We start from the raw sequence: 18,761 nt of genomic DNA on the forward strand, positions 1-18,761 counted from the left end.
ATAACTCGTTGCCGGCGCTGCTACACGCGCACAGCACATCCCAGGCAAGGCAACCATGAGCAAACGCGACTACTACGAAATCCTTGGCGTGGAAAAGACCGCGAACGAGGACGACCTGAAAAAAGCTTTTCGCCGCCTGGCGATGAAGTACCACCCGGACCGTAATCCGGATGCCGATGCGCAGGACAAATTCAAGGAGGCCAAGGAGGCCTACGAGATTCTCTGCGACCAGAAAAAACGCGCCATGTACGATCAGTACGGCCATGCAGCGTTCGAGCAGGGCGGTGGCCGCGGCGGTGGTTTCCATGGTGCCGATGTCGGCGACATTTTCGGCGACATTTTCGGCGACATCTTCGGCGGCGGCCGCGCGGGCGGCGGCCGGCCGCGGCGCGGTTCCGACCTGCGCTACGTGATCGAACTGGACCTGGAAGAAGCCGTATTCGGCGTCGAACGCACCATCGAAGTGCCCACCCTGGTCGCTTGCAAGGGCTGCGAAGGCAGCGGCTCCAAGGACGGCAAGACGTCCACCTGTTCCACCTGCCGCGGCCATGGCCGTGTGCGCATGCAGCAGGGCATTTTCTCGGTGCAGCAGGTATGTCCGCATTGCGCCGGCAGCGGCAAGAGCATCAGCAACCCGTGCAAGGATTGCCGTGGCGAAGGCCGCGTCGAGGACGAGCGCACCTTGCAGGTGAAGATTCCCGCTGGTGTGGATTCGGGTGACCGCATTCGCCTCGCAGCCCAGGGCGAGGCCGGTCCGGCCGGCAGCGAACCGGGCGACCTGTATGTGGAAGTGCGCGTGCGCGAGCACAGCATCTTCCAGCGCGAAGGCGACGATCTGTACTGCGAACTGCCGATCCGCTTCACCCAGGCTGTGCTCGGCGCCGAGCTAAAGGTGCCGACGCTGGAAGGCGAAGCGACCATCACGCTGCCGCAGGAAACCCAGACCGGCAAGCTGTTCCGTCTGCGCGGCAAGGGTGTGAAGAACGTACGCTCCGGCCGGCTTGGCGACCTGCATTGCCGCGTCGTGATCGAGACACCGGTCAAGCTGACCAAGCGCCAGCGCGAGCTGATGGAAGAACTCGAAGGCACCTTCGAAGGCGCCGAACCGGGCGCACATACGCCGCGCGCGAATTCCTGGTTCGACGGCGTCAAGCAGTTCTGGGAACGCATGACTTCGTAACACAGCGGCGAACCGGTGCTGCTGGCGCCGGTTCGCACAGCCTGCGTGCACTGTGCTGCGGCCGTCTCGCCGCAATCGGTGTACTGCACTGGCGCGCATAAAAAAGCCCATCAATCTGGCGCCGGGGGGAGGGTTCCCGAGGCCGTTGTCGATTGACGGGCTGGAAAGCGGACGATCGCCTGCGCGACCGTCGTTACAACGTTGAAACTTATTCTGCGGCGGACGGTTTGGCCTTGGGCTGGCGCTTTGCCTTGGGTGCGGCGGCCGATTTGGCGGCGGTCGGCTTGGCGCTATCGGCGGCGGCAGCGGCGCGGGCCGGCTTGAGCTTGCGGACTTCGCGCGACAGTTCTTCCACGCGCTCGGCGATTTCGTTCAGTTCCTTGCGGCCCGGTACGCCGAGCTTGCCCATGGCGCGGGACACGCGGTCTTCGAATACTTTTTCCAGTTTGTCCCAGGTTTCCTGGGTGCGTTCCTTGACCTGGCTGACGCCGGTCTCGACGGCATCGCGCACCGAGTCGGCCTTGCCGAGGGCGAGCTTGCGCGTTTTCTGTTCCAGGCTGACACCTTCGCGCACCAGCGTATCGAACAGCTTGGTGCCTTCTTCCTGCGCCTTGGCGAAAGCGCCGAGGCCGGCCAGCCAGATCTGCTGGGCGGAATCCATGATCGACTTGCCCAGGTTGTCCGCCGACTTCGGCGCCGACTGGGCCTTACCCTTGCTCTTCAACTTCGGTTTGCTCATACGACGCTCCTCGTGGGGGACTCCCGGTACGCGAACGCGCCCAAGATTGAGCGGCAGTCTCGGCGTGGGGGCTAGAATATTCACACTATGCAAGCGCTTTGTCGTTCTGCGCTGCGCCAATGCCAGTCGCTGCGGGTCATGATAATTGTTTCTTTTTAATTAAAGTAAACTTTATTCGCCTGGCGCAGTTGCCGCTTTTTGATGCACGCCGGATCAGGGGCGTGCGGCACGCGGCGCGGGGCTGTGTCGCGGCAGGCGTTCGGCCACGGTTTCTTCCAACTCCGCCACGGCACGGCGCAGTCGCGCAGTCGTCGCGGTAGTGCGCGCCGGTGCCGGCTGCAGGCCGGCGATCAGGCTGCGTGGCTGCTGCAGTTCGGCCTCGTCCAGTGCCAGGCCGTGCCGCGCCAGCAGCGGCTGCAGCGCTTCGCGGCGGGCGTAGAGATCACTACGGGTGGTGCGGTAGGCGTGTTCGGCCACTTCGACACGGTTGTCGTAGGAGAACACGTTGCTGAAGAACATCTGGGCATCATCGGCATTGGGTTCGAACAAGACGATGTCGGCTGCCGCGTACTTGTGTGCATATTTGGACAAACCTGCCTGCATGCGCGACTGCAGCAAGGCACGGAAGGTCTGCGACAGCACCGCCGGCAAGCCGCCTTCGGCCAGGCTGGCGCGCCGGCCCTGGCCCTCGGCGACGGCCGTGTCGAACGGCACCAGCGGATTGATGCCGATGACCAGGTCGGCGCCTTCGTCCAGCGCGGCCGACGCATGCAAGGTGCGCTGCAGTGCACCGTCGACGTAGAGTTTGTCGCCGATGCGGACTGGCGGATACAGGCCGGGCAGGGCGGCGCTGGCCTGGATTGCACGGGAAATCGGCACGGCGTCATGACCGGCACCGCCGAAGCGCACGGCCTTGCCGCTGTCCAGCTCTACCGCGATCACATAGAGCTTGCGTGTCAGCGTACGAAAATCGTTGCTGCGGCCCTCGCGGCTGAAAATGTCGCGCAGGAAGGCCTCGATGTTCTGGTTGTCGAACAGGCCGGTCGGCAGCAGGCGGCCGAGGCGGCCGAGGTTGTCGCTCAGCGATACGTGCAGCGGGCGGCGTGCAAACTCGGCGGCACCTTCCAGCAGCACGCCGGGAATGCGCCAGAGCCGGCGCAGGTATTCGCTCAGCGCCGGCTGTACGAATAGATCGGGACGAAATTGCGCCTGGTGCGATTCGCCGGTGAGAAAGATGCGGCACATCTCGGCCATGCTGAGCTGGTTGGCCAGCCCCGCCGCGATGAACGCGCCGGAACTGACCCCGACATATACATGCAGCCGGGTCGGCGCCAGGCCAACGACGGCTTCTTCCAGAGCGCGCAGTGCACCCAGCTCGTACATGCCGCCGAGGGGGCCGCCGCCGGCCACGGCCAGGCCGATGCGGGTAGGGCGGGCGTTGTGCTGCGGCGCCGAGGCGGCCTGGATGGCGAGCATGGGAGTCCGGTGTAGGCGGTTATCCGGCTGATTGTGCGTGCAGCCGGCCTCGCCGCAAAGCTGTCGCTTGGTCGAAGATGCTTTTGTTCACGCGGTGCCGAAATGCTGGACCAGGCGTTTCTGGATTTCCTGCTCCACCGCGGGCTTGAGCAGCGACAGAAGAAAGCCGAGTTCCGCCGTCACATGCACCAGGCCTTTCTCCAGCGCGATCTGGCCGTTGACGCCGGAGCGCTGGAAATGCAGCACGTTGCCCTTCCAGTCGTAGGTCAGGTCGAATTTCTTGGATATCTCGGCAGCCACTTCGGTGACGGCGACCTTGGCTTCCTTGACGGGTTTGGCGTGCTTGTGACGTATATCGATCGAGGGCATTGCAGGCGTCCTGGCTGGTCTGGCGGGCTTGTGGCGATGGGGCTTTGCACTATGATGCCCCAGGCGACGAATGCGGCGTGATGCGCTGCCGCACGAGGCCGTGGATGGCGGCTGCGGCGCACAATTCAAGTTGCGCCGCGGCGCGGTATGACCACGGCGTGTACGCAGGGGCATCTCTGTAACGTTCGGTTAGGCTGGCGCTGACGGGTTTGCGGCAGCAGCCATCGGCGGATGCGCCGGGCAACGGGTGGAGGAGACGGATACGTGAGATCGCTGCTGTGGGCAGGCTTGCTGCTGGCCGGAAGTGCCGGCGCCGCCACGATCGAAGGCCAGGTCACGCTGTATCTGGACGGCAAGCCGCTGCGGCCGGAAGAGGCGGCCGAAGCCGTCGTGTATTTTCGTCCCGCTGCCGCCGTGACGGTGCCGGCGGCACCGCCGCCGGTCGAGATGGTCACCCTGCGCAAGCAGTTCTCGCCGCGCATCCTGCCGGTCACGGTCGGCACCGAAGTGCGTTTTCCGAACCAGGACCCGATCCTGCACAACGCTTTCTCGACCTCGAAAGACAATGGCTTCGACATCGGTCTGTACGGCCAGGGCGAAGGCAAGGCGCAGCGCTTCGATCATCCAGGCTACGTGCGGGTCTACTGCAATGTGCACCATTCCATGGTCGGCCATATCCTGGTGCTCGATACGCCGTATTTCGTGCGGCCTGACGCGCAAGGCAGGTTCCGCCTGAAGGATCTGCCGGCCGGCAAGGGCGACCTGGTGGTATGGCTGGACCGTGCCACACCCTGGCACGCGCAGCTGGTCGCGGGCAAGGCCGAGGCGCAGGCGGTAAAGCTGGAACTGGCACAAAAAAAGATTCCTCCGCATATGAACAAATTCGGCAAGCCCTACGGCAGGAGCGGCGATGGCGGCTATTGAGGGCTACCGGCGCCAGCGCGGCTTCGCCCTGCCGCTGGCGATCCGCTTCTTTCTCGCCACGGCCCTGCTGATCCTGCTGGCGGTCAGTGCCGCCATCGTCGTCACCTATGTTCAAGGCCAGCGCGTCGCGGCGCGGGCGATCGGCAAGACCTTGTCCACCAGCGTCGCCGCACAGCGCGAATTCGAGCAGCACCGGTTGGAACAGCTGGAGCTGAGCTTGCGCCTGGTCGCCTCCGACGCCAGCTTCGTCAAGTACATCGCCGACGCCAACAGCTCGAGCAACCTGCCTGGCCTCGGCGGCGATGCGGCGCCGGACACCATGTCCATGCGCGACCTGCTCGGTGACCGGCAGAAAGATATCGGCTTCAGCCTGGGCATCCTGCTCGACGGCAAGGGCGAAGTGCTGGCGCGCACCGACCAGGCCGATGCGTTTACCGAATCGCTGGCGGCCGATCCGCTGGTGGCCCCGGCCCTGGCCGAGGCACGGCCGCTGAGCGGCTACTGGCGCCAGAACGACAAACTGTTCCAGGCCGCCATCGTGCCGCTGGCGCAGGACCAGAACGTGGTCGGCTTCCTGCTGCTGGCCCAGACCGTGGACGACGAGCTGGCGCGCAAGGTCGCCCAGGTCAGCGGCGCGGAAATCGCCTTCTGGATGCCGCTGGCGGGGAAGCCGGCGCTGATCGCCAGTTCCTTCGATTCGGCGGCGGCGAGTCAATTGCGCGAAACGGTGAAGAGCTCGCCCGGCCTGCCGTCTGCCGCGTCTGCGGCGGACGGCACGCATATCGACCTGGGCGGACAGGACTGGGTGGCGCGCATGGCGCCGACCGCCGCTGCCGATGCAGCCGAGCTGGGCCAGCTGATGGTGCTGGCCTCGTCCGACCAGGTGGTTGCGAGCTACCGTGCCATTCTCAACAGCGTGGTACTCGGTGGCCTGGTCACCTTGCTGCTGGCCCTGCCGCTGTCGTACCTCATATCCAAGGGCATCCTGCGCCCGGTCAGTGCCATGGCCAGCGCGGCCGAGCAGGCTGCGGCGGGCAATTTCCAGACCCGCCTGGGCACCGCCGGTCAGGACGAACTGGCGCGGCTGGCGCGCGCTTTCGATTCGCTGCTGTCCGATCTGCGCGAAAAAAGCGACATGGAAGGCTATGTCGGCAATCTCGCGCGCTTCCTGCCCGAGCCCGGCCAGGAAGGCTCGGGCGTCGTCGTACATACCCAGCCGCTCAAGCAGTCGACGCCGCCGCGGCGCGATGCACTGGTCTTGCTGGGACTGGAGTACCGGCAGCTGCTCAGCCTGCCCGCGCATACCCCGCCCGAGCAGGTGCTGGAGGAAAAGGCCCGCATACAGACGCGTCTTGCCGCGGCAGCGGCCGCAGCGGACGGCGTGCTGCTGGCGGCGCCGGGCGGACGCTGGACGCTGGCGTTCCCAGGGCCGCAACGCCTGCTGCATGCCCTGCAGCTATTGCGCGACGAATTTGCCCAGGCAGCGCCGCCGGCGGCGGCGCTGGCCGACGGTGACTTGGTGCTGTCCGAGGCGGGCGAGGGCAGCCAGCTGGTCGGTGCGGCCCAGGTGCAGATCGATCGCCTGCTCTGCGATGCGGCACCGGGCCAGGTACTGGCCGGGCGCAGCACCGGCGAAAGCCTGCGCAGCGAATACGGTAGCGACTCGGTCGCGGTTGCCACCGGTGGCTTCAGCAGCAAGCAGTTCTATGCACCCAGCGCGGCGCTGCTGCAGCGCCTGCCGCACGCGGAAGCGCCGGAGCGGCTCGCGCAGGACAACGACACCGTGCCGCGCGGCAGTGCCGCGATCACGCCGCGCAGCGCCGCCGCCGCGCGCAGCCTGCGCGACAGTGGCGAACTGGCGCCGGGTTCCACACTGGGTGGGCGCTACCGCGTGCTGTCGGTGCTCGGCGCCGGCGGCATGGGCGTGGTGTACAAGGCGCACGATCTCGAACTCGACGACGTCGTCGCGCTGAAGATGCTCAAGCCCGGCGCACTGCTCGACGCGGAACAGCTGGACCGGCTCAAGAGCGAAATCAAGCTGGCCCGCCGCATCACCCATCCGAACGTGCTGCGTACGTTCGATTTCGGCGAGGTTAACGGCCTGCCGTATATCTCGATGGAATACGTGCGCGGCATGACCCTGCGCTACCTGCTGCGCGAGGCCAAGCGCGTGCCGTATTCGGCCGGACTGCGTATTGCGCGGCAACTGGCGGCTGGCCTGGCAGCGGCGCACGAAGTCGGTGTGCTGCACCGGGACATCAAGCCGGAAAACCTCATCCTCGAAGCCAATGGCAACGCCAAGCTGATGGACTTCGGCATTGCCCGGCCGGCCCGTCGCGCGACACCGGGGCATACCCAGCCCGGCACCTTCCTCGGCACGCCGAATTACTGCGCGCCGGAACAACTGGCCGGCGAAGAAGTGGACGAAGGTGCGGATATCTATGCCTGCGGCGTTCTCATGACTGAGATGTTCTGCGGCGCACTGCCGTACAGCGGGTCCAATACCATGGAGATCTATATGGCCCAGATGCAGCAGGAACCCGCGCGGCCGTCGGTTTTATGGCCGGAAATCCGGCCAGAGCTGGAAACGCTGATCCTGAGCTGCCTCAAGCGCAATCGCGCCGAGCGACCGGCCAGTGCGGCCGAACTGGCTGCGTCGCTGACGCAGCTGAGGGCGTGAGCATGCGCGAACCGAGGCGATGGGGGCGGGTGGCAAGTGCGGGCGTGCTGCTGCTGGCTGCGGCCCTGGCTGGCGAGGCGCTGGCCCAGGACAGCATTCTGGCGGGCAGCGCCGAGGAAACGGCGGCGGAAGATCACGCTGCTGGCGGCTGGAGCTGGTTCGGCGATGCACTGCTGCGCTACGACCATGTCGAAGGCCTGCCCGGCGATCGCACAGTCAGCCGCTGGCGCAGCCGCGGCCGGCTCGGCGGCGAATACGCCGCCATGCCGACCTTGAGTTTCGGTGCGGCGATCGAACTGGCCCAGGGCAGCGACGACAACGCCACCAACCGCATCAACAACGACAACGAACGCAGCGACGGCGCCAATCTCGACCAGTTCTGGCTGCGCTGGCAGCCGCGCGAACAGACCCGCGTACTGCTGGGCAAGGCACCGTTTCCGCTGGAACTGTCGCCGCTGACCTGGGATGCGGACCTGCGTCCGGCCGGCATCAGCCTGGACCAGTCCTTCGCCCTGGGCGACTACAGCCGGCTGCAACTGACTGTCGGCGGCTTCGCCGCGCAGCACCTGTACGACGACGACACGCGCATTGCCGCCGCCCAGCTGGCCTGGCGCTGGCGCGAAGGCGCGCCGTCGAATGCGGCAGTGCTGCTGAGCTATCTGGATTTTTCCGACCTCGGCCAGCTCACCCGGCAGGGCCTGACCCGTACCAACCGGCGCCTGCCGGCCAACGGGCCGTTACTCAGCGACTACCGCCTGCTCGATCTGCAACTGGTTGGCCGCACCCAGTTCGGCGAATGGCCGCTGGAGGCGCGTCTGGATCTGGTACGCAACCTCGGTGCCGACGACCAGCGCGACGGCGCACGCTTCAGCCTGGTACTGGGCAGCCGCCTGCGCGCCGGCGGCTGGGAGTTCGGCTATTCCAACCAGCGTATACAGCGTGACGCCGTGCTGGCCGCATTCAACGAAGACGATTGGTGGTTCCACTCTTTCACGCATGGCTACATGCCGTGGATAGGCTATGGCCTGGACGAAACCTGGAATCTTCGCCTCGCCGCGTTCCACGAGCTGCGCAACGGTCTGCCCCAGCATACCGACCGCATCCTGCTGGACCTGGGCGCACGCTGGTAATCCTTGCTGGTAATCCCCGGGGGCGCTCATGCTAAATTGCCATCGCGTTAATCTACGGAGTGGGCCGGTCAGCTGATGGAAATTCGCGCGCGCATGAGCTTTCCCAACGGCGAGCACGCCGATTTCGTGCTGACGCCTGGCGTTTGTGGAATAGGCTCCGATAGGGACAATCAGATTGTTCTGTCCAGCCCGGGCATCGCGCCGCACCATGCGCGCATCGAAGTCGACGGGCGCGGGCTTACCTTGAACGTTCTCGACGCCAAGGCCCACACGCATCTGAATGCACGGCCCGTGCGCGAGAAGGGCATAGTCCGGCTCGGCGACGTGCTCAGCATCGATGCGGTGCAGATCATGATCAAACCCGAGCGCGACGAGGTTATCCGCACGGCCGTTCCCGACAGCGGCGCCAGCGCCGACACGGCGGAGACGCGCGCGCGCGCAGTGCCCCCCAAGGTCGTATTGCGCGGCGTATCGGGCAGCCAGTTCGGCCGCATCGTGCCGGTGCGCGGCCGCCTCACCATAGGCCGCGGCAACGAATGCGACCTGAGCCTGGACGAGCCGGAAATGTCGCGCAAGCACGCGATGATCGAAAACAACGGTGACGGCATCTACCTGCGCGACCTGGGTTCGTCCAACGGCACTTTCGTCAACGGCGTGCAGGTGCGCGACGCGGTACTGCATCCTGGCGACCAGATCGCGTTCGACCGCAACCGCTTCCTGCTCGAAGCACCGGGCCTGCCGCTGCGGGGCGAACTGGTGGAAGAGCGCAGCCCGGGCTTTGCCCCGGCCATCACCCAGACCATGCAGGCAGTCAACCTGCCCGATCTCAAGCCGGCGCGGCCTGCTGCTGCGCCGCCGGTGGAGTCCAGCGCAAACCGCAACGAGATCTGGTGGCTGATCGCTGCGGCCGGCCTGATCGGCGGGGCGATTGCACTGCTGCTGCTGTACGGCTTCTGACATCGAACAGCGGGCCTGGCTGGTCCAGTCCGAAGCGTTTCTGCCCGGCGCGGCTTACTCTGCCTTGCGCAATGTCGGCGGGTTGGCCGCTGCGCGTTGCGGCAGCCAGCGTTGCCAGGGCAGCCGCGCTGCCATCAGGGCCAGGTAGATGCCGAGATAGATCAGCGGTTCGCGCACCGCGATCTTCTGGCCCGATTTCACCAGCCATAAATAGTGCAAGACTGCACAAATGCCAACCAGGTAGACCAGTTTATGCAGACGGCCCCAGTTCCGGCCGAGCCGCCGCATCATGCCCCGGGTCGAGGTGATCGCCAGCGGCAGCATCAGCAGCCAGGCGGAAAAACCCACGGTGATGTACGGCCGCTTGAGGATTTCCTCGAACAGCTGGCGCCAGAAAGCGCCCAGGTCGATCACCAGATAAATGCCCAGATGCACGCTGGCATAGAAGAACGCGAACAGGCCCAGCATGCGGCGCAAGCGCAACACTACGGCCTGGCCGCTGAGCTGGCGCAGCGGCGTCACGGCCAGGGTCAGCAGCAGCAGGCGCAGCGCCCAGTCGCCGCTACGGTGTTCCAATTGGGCGACCGGGTCGGCTCCCAGCTGATCGTGCAGGGTGTCCCAGAGCAACAGCACCAGCGGCAGCAGGCACAGACTGAAGACGATGGCCTTGGCGGCAGCGATGCGGCGATCGAAAGGTTTCGTCATCAGTAGTTCGCGCGCAGGTTCATGCCGGCGTAGAGCGAAGCCACCTCGTCGGCATAGCCGTTGAAGGGCAGGGTGGCAATGCGCTTGGCGAACAGGCTGCCGCCGCTGCCGGCAATGCGCCGTTCGCTGGACTGGGTCCAGCGCGGATGATCCACCGCAGGGTTCACATTGGAATAAAATCCATATTCGCTGGGCCCGGCGATATTCCACGACGTTGACGGCTGGTTTTCCCAGAACTCGATTCGCACGATGGACTTGGCACCCTTGAAGCCGTATTTCCACGGCACCACCAGGCGCAGCGGTGCGCCGTTCTGGTTGGGCAGCGCACGGCCGTACAGGCCGACCGCGAGCATGGCCAGCGGATGCATGGCCTCGTCGATGCGCAGGGCTTCGCGGTACGGCCAGTCGAGCACGTCGTAGGCCAGCCCGGGCATTTCCTGCGGCCGGTTGACGGTGGTAAAGGCGACATATTTCGCGCGCGAGGTTGGCTTGAAGCGCTTCAGGCATTCGCCCAGCGGAATACCGATCCAGGGAATCACCATCGACCAGGCTTCGACACAGCGGTGACGGTAGATACGTTCCTCCAGCGTGTGCGGCTTGAGCAGGTCCTCCAGGCTGAACCGGCCGATGACTTCGGCGTGGCCGGCGACTTCCACGGTCCACGGCTGCGGCTGGAAGCGGCCGGCATGACGTGCGGGATCGCCCTTGCCGGTACCGAATTCGTAGTAGTTGTTGTAGCTGGTCGCATCGCGCCAGCTGGTGAGTTCTTCCTTGCTGTCCCAGCGCGAATTCCGGGTAGCAGGAAGAACCGCGCCGCTGGGGCCGCTATCGGCTGGCGCACCGGCATCGCCGCCGCTGCTGCAGCCGCTGGCCAGCAACGGTGCCAGCAGGCCCAGGCCACGCAGGAACCCGCGCCGCTGCAAGTAGACAGACTCCGGCGTGATGTCGGAGCCGGCAATCGGGGCAACTCGGTATGGCTTCATGGCAAGGTCTCGTTTTTCCACCAGACCGGTATCAGTGCAGCGATCTTTCAGGCGGGGCTGGCGATGCGTACAGCCGCAGATATACTCGGGTCAAATCAGTCGATGCCGAGTGACGGTGCACGGGGAACCTCACATTGCCGCGGCTTTCCGTTACTCGCCCAGCCTGGTCATGCTGCTGGCGGCGGGCGACGGGCATATCGTCGATCTGAACCTGGCCGCGGAAACCGCCCTCGGGTATACGCGTGCCGAACTGCTGGGTCGGCGCCCGCTGGACCTTGGCTTGTGGCGCCATCCGGACGCGCGCGGACTGCTCTGGACACGCCTGCGCAGCGAAGGCCGCCTGTTCGAGCAGTCGCTGGAATTCGTCACCAAGGACGGTACTGCGCTGCGCGTGGTACTGAATGCCGAGTTGCTCGATACGCACGGCAGCGCGCATATCCTCTGCCTGGCGCGCCTCAGCGGCCCCGATGGCGTGGTGCTGGCGCCCAATCTCGACCTGACCAGCTTCCGTTCGCTGTTCATGGCGGCGGCCGAGGGCATCTACCGCAGCTTGCCAGAGGGCGGACTGATCGACGTCAATCCGGCTCTGGTACGCATCTTCGGCTACGACTCCATCGACCAGATGCTGCGGGAATTTCCTCGCCCTTCGCATGCGGTCTACGTGGACGAGGGCGTGGCGGAACAATTGTTTGCGGATCTGCATCGCGACGGCCAGATCGAAAACCGCCGTACCCGCGTACGCCGCCGCGACGGCAGCACCATCTGGATCAACGAGAACCTGCGTAGCGTGCGCGACCAGAGCGGCCAGCTGCTGTTCGTCGAAGGCTCGGTCGTCGACATCACGCGCCAGGAGGCCGCCGAAACGGCGCTGCGCCAGTCCGAAGAGCTGTACCGCATCCTGGTGGACAACTGCCGCGACGGCGTTTTCCTGATCCAGCGCGGCAAGGTGGAGTTCACCAACGGCGCCATGGCCGACATGCTCGGCTACAGCGTCGGCGAGCTGCTGGGCAGCGAATACATGGAGCTGGTCGCGCCGGAGTCGCGTGCGGCGCAGATGGAGCGGCGCGTCCTGCGCGAAAGCGGTTCGCGCGAAGTGCAGGGCTACGAGATCAACATGCTGTGCAAGGACGGCAGCCGACGCCTGGTGCAGGTGCGTGCCGATCCGGTGGTATTCGACGGCGATATCGCCAGCACCGGCACGGCGCGCGACATTACCGAAGAGCGCGCCCAGCAGCGCGCCCTGGCCGAGGCCGAGCGCAAATACCGCCAGCTGTTCCGCCATTCCGTGATCGGCCTGTTCCAGGCCCATCCGGATGGCCGCGTGCTGGAAGCCAATGCCGCGCTGGGGCATCTGTTCGGCTATGCCTCGCGCAGCGACCTGCTGCAGCACATGGCGCATATCGACGATATCGACATGCCACCCGAAGACCGCCACGAACTGCTCGAGCTGCTGCGCCGGAACGGCCAGGTCACCGACCAGGAAGTACGCATCCGCCGCTACGACGGCCGGCCGATCTGGGTTTCGCTGAATGTGCATGCGGTGCGCGATGCAGAAGGCCGTGTGCTCAGCCTGGAGGGAGCGGTACAGGACGTTACCGCACGGCGCGACGCGGAACGCGCGCTGCTCAGTTCCGAAGAGCGCTACCGCACTCTGGTCGAGCATGCTCAGATCGCCGTGTACGTGATGCGTGACGAGCGCTACATCTACGTCAACCAGCGTTTCGCCAACCTGACCGGCTACGACGAGCGCGAACTGATCGGCATGCACTGGAACGAGCTGGCCAGTGCCGAGGGCCGCCGCATCATCGCCGCGCGCGTTGCCGCGCGCGGGCGTGGCGAAGTACTGCCGGCCGAATACGAAACCTTCCTGCGGCGCAAGGGCGGCCGCGAGTTGCGCGTCAGCGTCAGCGCCGGTCCGATCCGCCTGGATGACGGCGACTATTTCAGCGGCACCGTGCGCGACGTGACCGAACGCCACCGCTTTGAAAGCGAGCTGGAGCACAACGCCACCCACGACGCCCTGACCGGCCTGCCCAACCGCGTGCTGTTCGAGCGCCATCTCACCGGGCGTCTGGGCGAGGCGCAGGAGCAGGGTGCATACGGCTATGCCGTGCTGTTTCTCGATCTGGACGGTTTCAAGCTGGTCAACGACAGCCTGGGCCATGCCACCGGCGACCGCCTGCTGGTCGAGATCGTCGCGCGCCTGCGTGGCGTACTGCCCGAAGGCTGCATTCTGGCGCGCTATGGCGGCGACGAATTCACCATGCTGCCGCGCGGCCAATGGACGACGCACTCGGCTGAGGCGCTGGCGCACCAGGTGCTGCAGGCGCTGGGCGAACCGTTCGTGTTCGACGGCCATCGCATCTACTCCGGTGCCAGCCTGGGCATCGTGCTGGGCCGGGCCGGCTACGACACGCCCGAACAGGTACTGCGCGATGCGGACACGGCCATGTACCGTGCCAAGGCGCGCGGCAAATCGGCCTACATGATGTTCGACGAGGCCATGCACCGCGCCGCGCGCGAACGGCTGCGCCTGGAAACCGATCTGCGCGAAGCGGTGGAACGGCAGGAATTCCGCGTGCATTTCCAGCCTCTGGTCGATCTGCGCAGCGGCGCGGTGGTGGGCTGCGAGGCGCTGCTGCGCTGGCTGCACCCTGAGCGCGGTCTGTTGCAACCGCCGCAATTCCTCGACGTGGCCGAGGAAACCGGCCTAATCGTCGCGATCGACTGGTGGGTGCTGGAACAGACCTGCGCCCAGCTCAAGCAATGGCAGCAGCGCTATCCCGCGTTCCACGACCTGCGCGCCAACGTCAACGTGGACGACCGCCAGTTCGCTGAGCGCGATGTCGCCGCCGGCATAGGCCGGGTGCTGCAGCGTACCGGGTTGGCCGCTGCTTCGCTGGCGATCGAGGTGACTGAAACCGTATTCCGCTCGGGCCGGGTCCAGGCCGAGGCGATATTGCGCGAGGTCAAGCAACTGGGCGTCAGCCTGGTGGTTGACGATTTCGGCACCGGCTATTCCTCGCTCGATTCGTTTGCCTCGTCGCCGTTCGATGCGCTGAAGATCGACCGCAGCTTCGTGCGCGACATGGAAACCAACCGCCGTCATCGCGCCATCGTGCGCACCGTGTCGGGTTTCGCCGAAGACCTGGGGCTGTCGCTGACCGCCGAAGGCGTGGAAACCGCGGCGCAGGCGGAGCTGCTGCTGGCCATGGGCTGCAGCACCGCACAAGGCTATCTGTATGCGCCGGCGCTGCCTGCCGCGGAAATGGAACAGCTGCTGGCCGCGGGTTCGGTTTTGAAACGCCGCGCCTGAGCGGCAGTGCGGCTTATCGCCAGGCCGTCCGCGCACGGGCGCTGCGCAACGGCATAATCGCGCTTCAATGTCGATGGAGTGCCTGCCTTTGAGCCGTGGTCATAATTTCAGCGCCGGTCCCGCCGCGCTGCCGGAAGCCGTACTGCGTCGTGCCCAGGCGGAGCTGCTGGAATGGGGTACGTCCGGCGCCTCGGTCATGGAAGTGAGTCATCGCGGCAAGGAATTCATGGCCATGGCCGAACAGGCCGAGGCTGACCTGCGCGGCCTGCTGGCCATTCCCGCGAACTACAAGGTCCTGTTCCTACAGGGCGGTGCGACCCAGCAATTCGCCCAGATCCCGATGAACCTGGCCAGGCCGGAGCAGCGCGCCGACTACATCGTCACCGGCGACTGGGGCGAAAAAGCCGTGCGCGAGGCCGGCTCGCTGGTACGCGCACAGGTATCGGCCACGTCGGCGGCGAACAACTATACGGCGCTTCCGCCGCGTGCTGACTGGGATCTCGACCCCGCCTCCGCGTACGTGCACTACACGCCGAACGAAACCATCCGTGGCGTGGAATTCCACGAGGTTCCCGACGTCGGCGGCGTGCCGCTGATCGCCGACATGTCCTCGACCATCCTGTCGCGGCGCATCGATGTGTCGCGCTTTGGCCTGATCTATGCGGGGGCGCAGAAAAATATTGGGCCGTCCGGACTGGTCGTGCTGATCGTGCGTGAAGACCTGCTCGAGCGCTGCCCCAGTACCCTGCCGAAGATTTTCAGCTTCGCCGAGCACGCGGCGCAGAATTCGCTGCTCAACACGCCCAACACCTTCGGCTGGTATCTGGCCGGGCTTGTGTTCCAGTGGCTCAAGGCCGAAGGCGGCCTCGCCGTAATAGAGCAGCGCAACCGGCGCAAGGCGGAAACGCTCTACGACTTTATCGACACGTCGGATTTTTACGCCAACCCGGTCGATCGTGCGGCGCGGTCGTGGATGAACGTGCCTTTTACCCTGGCAGACAGCGCGCTCGATGCGGCATTCCTGCAGCAATCCCGGGATGCCGGCCTGCTGGCACTGAAAGGCCACAAGCTTGTCGGCGGCATGCGCGCGTCGCTATACAACGCCGTGGAGCAGGCCAGCGTCGATGCGCTGGTCGATTTCATGCGCGATTTCGCCCGGCGTAACGGGTAAGAGTATACTAAAGTACAAAATATACACGAATGTAAAATACGCCGAACGTAGTTTGGGGTGCGCCTGACAGCTTGCCCCAAGCTACTTTATTTGTTACGCAGCCTGCGCATTCGGCGCCCGCGCCTGGCGGGTGCCGCGGGAACGCAGCCAGGCCGCATATTCGTCGAGGTCGCCGTCGAAGGCTTCGACTTTGCCGTCGGCGACACGCCAGAAGGTGTCGCAGACCAGGCCGGTCAGGTGGCGGTCGTGCGAGACCAGCACGATGGCGCCGTCGAAATCGCTGAGCGCTTCGGCCAAGGCTTCGCGCATCTCCAGGTCGAGATGGTTGGTCGGCTCGTCCAGCAGCAATACATTGGGGCGGCGCCAGGCGATCAGGGCCAGTGCCAGGCGCGCGCGCTCGCCGCCGGAGAAATTGTCGATGACCTCGAACGCGCGGTTGCCGGAGAAATTCCAGCGCGCGAGGAAGTCGCGGAATTCCTGCGTGGCCACGCCGGGCGCGATGTCCTTCAGATGGTCGATCGGGCTTTGTCCTTCGTGCAGCGACTCCACGGTGTGCTGGGCGAAGTAGCCCAGCTGCATGTCCTTGTGCGCCATGCGATCGCCCTGCAGCAGCGCCAGTTCGCCGACCAGGGTCTTGACCAGTGTCGACTTGCCCGCGCCGTTCGGGCCGAGCAGGCCGATGCGGTCGCCGGCTTCCAGGCCGAATCCTACGTTGTGGAGAATGCAAGTTTGTGCATAACCGGCATCGGTGTCGTTCAGGCGCAGCAGCGAATGCGGCAGCTTCAGAGGAGCGTCGAAGTTGATGCGGATCTGGCGCTCGGCGCGCACCGCCTCGGTGCCGCTGAGCTTGGCCAGGCGCTTGACCCGCGACTGAGCCTGGCGCGCCTTGCTGGCCTTGGCCTTGAAGCGATCGATGAAGGACTGCAGATGGGCACGTTCGGCCTGTTCCTTCTCGAACGCGATCTGCTGCTGGCGCAGCTGTTCGGCTCGCTGGCGTTCGAAGCTGGTGTAGTCGCCGGTATACAGCTTGGCGCGGCCTTCGTGCAGGTGCAGGGTATGCGTGCTGACGCCGTCGAGGAATTCGCGGTCGTGCGAAATCATCAGCAGCATGCCCGGGTATTTCAGCAGCCATTGCTCCAGCCAGAGCACGGCGTCGAGATCCAGATGGTTGGTCGGTTCGTCCAGCAGCAAAACGTCGCTGGGCATCATCAGGGCCCGCGCCAGGTTCAGGCGTACGCGCCAGCCGCCGGAGAAGTCCGACACCGGCATCTGGTGCGTATCCGGATGAAAGCCGAGGCCGTGCAGCAGGCGGCCGGCGCGGGCGCTGGCATCGTAGCCGTTGATCGCGGCGAGTTTCTGGTGGGCCAGGGCTACGGCGTCCCAGTCTTCGCGTTCCATCGCCTGCGCTTCGGCGCGCAGGATCGAATGCACTTCCTCGTCGCCCGACAGCACGAATTCGATGGCCGGGTCGGGCAGGGACGGCGTTTCCTGGGCCACGCTGGCGATGCGCAGCTTGCTCGGCAGATCCAGGTCGCCACGGTCTGGCTCGACTTCGCCCTGGATGGCCGCGAACAGGCTGGACTTGCCGCAGCCGTTGCGTCCGACCACGCCGACGCGGGCGCCCGCGTGCAGGGTGAGGTCTACATCGGACAGCAGAAGGCGTTCGCCGCGACGCAGGGCGAAGTTACGCAAGGCAATCATGGGGTGGCCAGGCAGGCGAAACCGGCGATTGTAGCGCACCTGAGCGCCGATGCCATGACAGCGTCCATCCGCATTGTCGCGGCCGCCAGGCGGCCGCGACGGCCTTCAGCGGCTAATACAGCACGCGGGCGCGCAGGGTGCCGGGTATCGTCGCCAGTGCGTCCTTCAGTTCCGCTGCGCGTTCTTCCGGCATGGACACGTCGATCACCACGTAGCCGACATGCGGGTCGGTCTGCAGGTATTGGCCGTCGATATTCACGTTCTCGCGCGAGAACAGGTCGTTGATGCGCGACAGCATGCCCGGCACGTTCTTGTGGATATGCAGCAGGCGCCGGCTGTGCGGATGTTCGGGCAGGGAGGCCTCGGGGAAATTCACCGCCGACAGGGTGGAGCCGTTGTCGCTGTAGCGCACCAGTTTGGAGGCCACTTCGATGCCGATGTTGTCCTGTGCCTCCAGCGTGCTGCCACCGACGTGCGGGGTGAGGATGACGTTGTCCATGCCGATCAGCGGCGAGACGAAGGCATCGTCGTTGCCCTTGGGTTCCAGCGGGAAGACGTCGACCGCAGCGCCGGAGATATGGCCGCTGCGCAGGTTGGCGGCGAGTGCGTCGATATCGACGACAGTGCCGCGCGAAGCGTTGATCAGCACGCTGCCCGGACGCATGCGGCTGAGCTGTTCGGCGCCGATCATCAGCTGGGTCGCCGGCGTTTCGGGCACGTGCAGGGTGACGACATCGGCGCGGCCGAGCAGGTCGTTCAGGCTCAGCGCCGGGCGTGCATTGCCCAGGGCCAGCTTGGTTTCGATGTCGTGGTAGATCACGCGCATGCCCAGTGCCTCGGCCAGCAGGCCTACCTGGGTGCCGATATGGCCGTAGCCAACGATGCCGAACACCTTGTCGCGCACTTCATAGCTGCCGGCGGCAGACTTGGACCAGCCGCCGCGATGGCATTCGGCGTTCTTTTGTGGAATACGCCGCATCAGCAGGATGGTTTCGGCGAGCACCAGTTCGGCCACGCTGCGGGTGTTCGAATACGGTGCATTGAATACCGGCACGCCGGCGGATTTGGCTGCGGCCAGGTCGACCTGGTTGGTGCCGATGCAGAAGCAGCCCACGGCGATCAGGCGCTTGGCCTGTTCCAGTACCTCCGCGGTGAGCTGGGTGCGCGAACGGATGCCGACCAGGTGGGCGTCGGCAATGCGCTGTTTCAGCTCGGCTTCGGGCAGCGATTTCTCATGAAAGTCGATCTGCGAATAGCCGGCGTTCTGGAAGACCTCTACCGCGCTGCGGCTGACGCCTTCGAGCAACAACACGCGGATGTCTTGTTTCGGGTACGACGTCTTCTTCATTGTTTGATCGCGTCACAAAATTAGGGTAGGCGGCGCGGCGGCAACAGCCGGGCGAGAGACGCAACTATGCCAATTTGGCTCA

13 protein-coding genes and 1 pseudogene are annotated in these 18,761 nt (G+C 65.6%); 7 read left to right on the forward strand and 7 right to left on the reverse strand.

Going from position 1 to position 18,761, the window contains the following annotated elements; translation table 11 throughout:
• Positions 1-55: 55 nt before the first annotated feature.
• Positions 56-1,180: a molecular chaperone DnaJ gene (gene dnaJ / locus DFR29_RS23070; RefSeq protein WP_133821002.1), complete on the forward strand. Its 1,125-nt coding sequence runs from the start codon at positions 56-58 to the stop codon at positions 1,178-1,180.
• A gap of 208 nt (positions 1,181-1,388) precedes the next feature.
• Here dnaJ and DFR29_RS23075 read toward each other — a convergent pair whose 3' ends face one another.
• The 3 genes from DFR29_RS23075 to DFR29_RS23085 all read right to left on the reverse strand — a co-directional run bounded on the left by DFR29_RS23075 (position 1,389) and on the right by DFR29_RS23085 (position 3,764).
• Positions 1,389-1,919: a phasin family protein gene (locus tag DFR29_RS23075; protein ID WP_133821003.1), complete on the reverse strand. Its 531-nt coding sequence runs from the start codon at positions 1,917-1,919 to the stop codon at positions 1,389-1,391.
• A gap of 213 nt (positions 1,920-2,132) precedes the next feature.
• Positions 2,133-3,395, reverse strand: a complete 1,263-nt coding sequence (locus DFR29_RS23080; RefSeq protein ID WP_133821004.1) for a patatin-like phospholipase family protein — start codon at positions 3,393-3,395, stop codon at positions 2,133-2,135.
• 87 nt (positions 3,396-3,482) lie between these two features.
• Entirely contained in the window at positions 3,483-3,764 is a 282-nt protein-coding gene (locus DFR29_RS23085) for a polyhydroxyalkanoic acid system family protein (protein ID WP_133821005.1), read from the reverse strand.
• Positions 3,765-4,028: 264 nt separating this feature from the next.
• On the opposite strand from DFR29_RS23085, the gene DFR29_RS23090 reads away from it, so the two are divergent.
• The 4 genes from DFR29_RS23090 (at position 4,029) to DFR29_RS23105 (ending at position 9,455) form a co-directional block, all read left to right on the forward strand.
• Entirely contained in the window at positions 4,029-4,688 is a 660-nt protein-coding gene (locus tag DFR29_RS23090) for a cupredoxin domain-containing protein (protein ID WP_133821006.1), read from the forward strand.
• The gene (locus DFR29_RS23095) at positions 4,675-7,368 is read left to right on the forward strand and encodes a serine/threonine-protein kinase (RefSeq protein WP_133821007.1); all 2,694 of its coding nucleotides are present in this window, start codon (positions 4,675-4,677) and stop codon (positions 7,366-7,368) included. The genes DFR29_RS23090 and DFR29_RS23095 overlap by 14 nt, the downstream gene beginning before the upstream one ends.
• Positions 7,369-7,412: 44 nt before the next feature.
• Complete coding sequence (locus DFR29_RS23100) at positions 7,413-8,498, forward strand: putative porin (protein WP_133821008.1); 1,086 nt, start codon at positions 7,413-7,415, stop codon at positions 8,496-8,498.
• 93 nt (positions 8,499-8,591) lie between these two features.
• Entirely contained in the window at positions 8,592-9,455 is an 864-nt protein-coding gene (locus tag DFR29_RS23105; protein ID WP_166654283.1) for an FHA domain-containing protein, read from the forward strand.
• 54 nt (positions 9,456-9,509) lie between these two features.
• Here DFR29_RS23105 and DFR29_RS23110 read toward each other — a convergent pair whose 3' ends face one another.
• The gene (locus DFR29_RS23110; RefSeq protein WP_133821010.1) at positions 9,510-10,160 is read right to left on the reverse strand and encodes a protein-methionine-sulfoxide reductase heme-binding subunit MsrQ; all 651 of its coding nucleotides are present in this window, start codon (positions 10,158-10,160) and stop codon (positions 9,510-9,512) included.
• Positions 10,160-11,143 carry a protein-methionine-sulfoxide reductase catalytic subunit MsrP gene (msrP, locus tag DFR29_RS23115; protein WP_133821011.1) on the reverse strand — a complete coding sequence of 328 codons (984 nt, stop codon included), beginning with the start codon at positions 11,141-11,143 and terminating at the stop codon, positions 10,160-10,162. The genes DFR29_RS23110 and msrP overlap by 1 nt, the downstream gene beginning before the upstream one ends.
• Before the next feature lie 115 nt (positions 11,144-11,258).
• Here msrP and DFR29_RS23120 point away from each other — a divergent pair, with 115 nt between their 5' ends.
• Both DFR29_RS23120 and serC read left to right on the forward strand, forming a co-directional pair.
• The gene (locus DFR29_RS23120) at positions 11,259-14,459 is read left to right on the forward strand and encodes a PAS domain S-box protein (RefSeq protein WP_166654284.1); all 3,201 of its coding nucleotides are present in this window, start codon (positions 11,259-11,261) and stop codon (positions 14,457-14,459) included.
• 88 nt (positions 14,460-14,547) lie between these two features.
• Positions 14,548-15,630 carry a 3-phosphoserine/phosphohydroxythreonine transaminase gene (gene serC, locus DFR29_RS23125; RefSeq protein ID WP_133821013.1) on the forward strand — a complete coding sequence of 361 codons (1,083 nt, stop codon included), beginning with the start codon at positions 14,548-14,550 and terminating at the stop codon, positions 15,628-15,630.
• Positions 15,631-15,753: 123 nt separating this feature from the next.
• Here serC and DFR29_RS23130 read toward each other — a convergent pair.
• Positions 15,754-17,331 (reverse strand): annotated as a pseudogene (locus tag DFR29_RS23130) (ABC-F family ATP-binding cassette domain-containing protein); the annotation flags it as partial.
• A gap of 112 nt (positions 17,332-17,443) precedes the next feature.
• Complete coding sequence (serA, locus tag DFR29_RS23135) at positions 17,444-18,679, reverse strand: phosphoglycerate dehydrogenase (protein WP_133821015.1); 1,236 nt, start codon at positions 18,677-18,679, stop codon at positions 17,444-17,446.
• Positions 18,680-18,761: the final 82 nt, after the last annotated feature.

It is taken from the genome of Tahibacter aquaticus (assembly GCF_004363655.1).
Lineage (GTDB): Bacteria > Pseudomonadota > Gammaproteobacteria > Xanthomonadales > Rhodanobacteraceae > Tahibacter > Tahibacter aquaticus.

Excerpts from the sequence above, each read along its gene's own strand:
- DFR29_RS23095 (WP_133821007.1), top strand. The coding sequence starts at position 4,675 with ATGGCGGCTATTGAGGGCTACCGGCGCCAGCGCGGCTTCGCCCTGCCG.
- DFR29_RS23105 (WP_166654283.1), top strand. The coding sequence starts at position 8,592 with ATGAGCTTTCCCAACGGCGAGCACGCCGATTTCGTGCTGACGCCTGGC.
- DFR29_RS23085 (WP_133821005.1), bottom strand. The coding sequence starts at position 3,764 with ATGCCCTCGATCGATATACGTCACAAGCACGCCAAACCCGTCAAGGAA.
- DFR29_RS23110 (WP_133821010.1), bottom strand. The coding sequence starts at position 10,160 with ATGACGAAACCTTTCGATCGCCGCATCGCTGCCGCCAAGGCCATCGTC.
- msrP (WP_133821011.1), bottom strand. The coding sequence starts at position 11,143 with ATGAAGCCATACCGAGTTGCCCCGATTGCCGGCTCCGACATCACGCCG.
- DFR29_RS23075 (WP_133821003.1), bottom strand. The coding sequence starts at position 1,919 with ATGAGCAAACCGAAGTTGAAGAGCAAGGGTAAGGCCCAGTCGGCGCCG.
- serA (WP_133821015.1), bottom strand. The coding sequence starts at position 18,679 with ATGAAGAAGACGTCGTACCCGAAACAAGACATCCGCGTGTTGTTGCTC.
- dnaJ (WP_133821002.1), top strand. The coding sequence starts at position 56 with ATGAGCAAACGCGACTACTACGAAATCCTTGGCGTGGAAAAGACCGCG.
- DFR29_RS23080 (WP_133821004.1), bottom strand. The coding sequence starts at position 3,395 with ATGCTCGCCATCCAGGCCGCCTCGGCGCCGCAGCACAACGCCCGCCCT.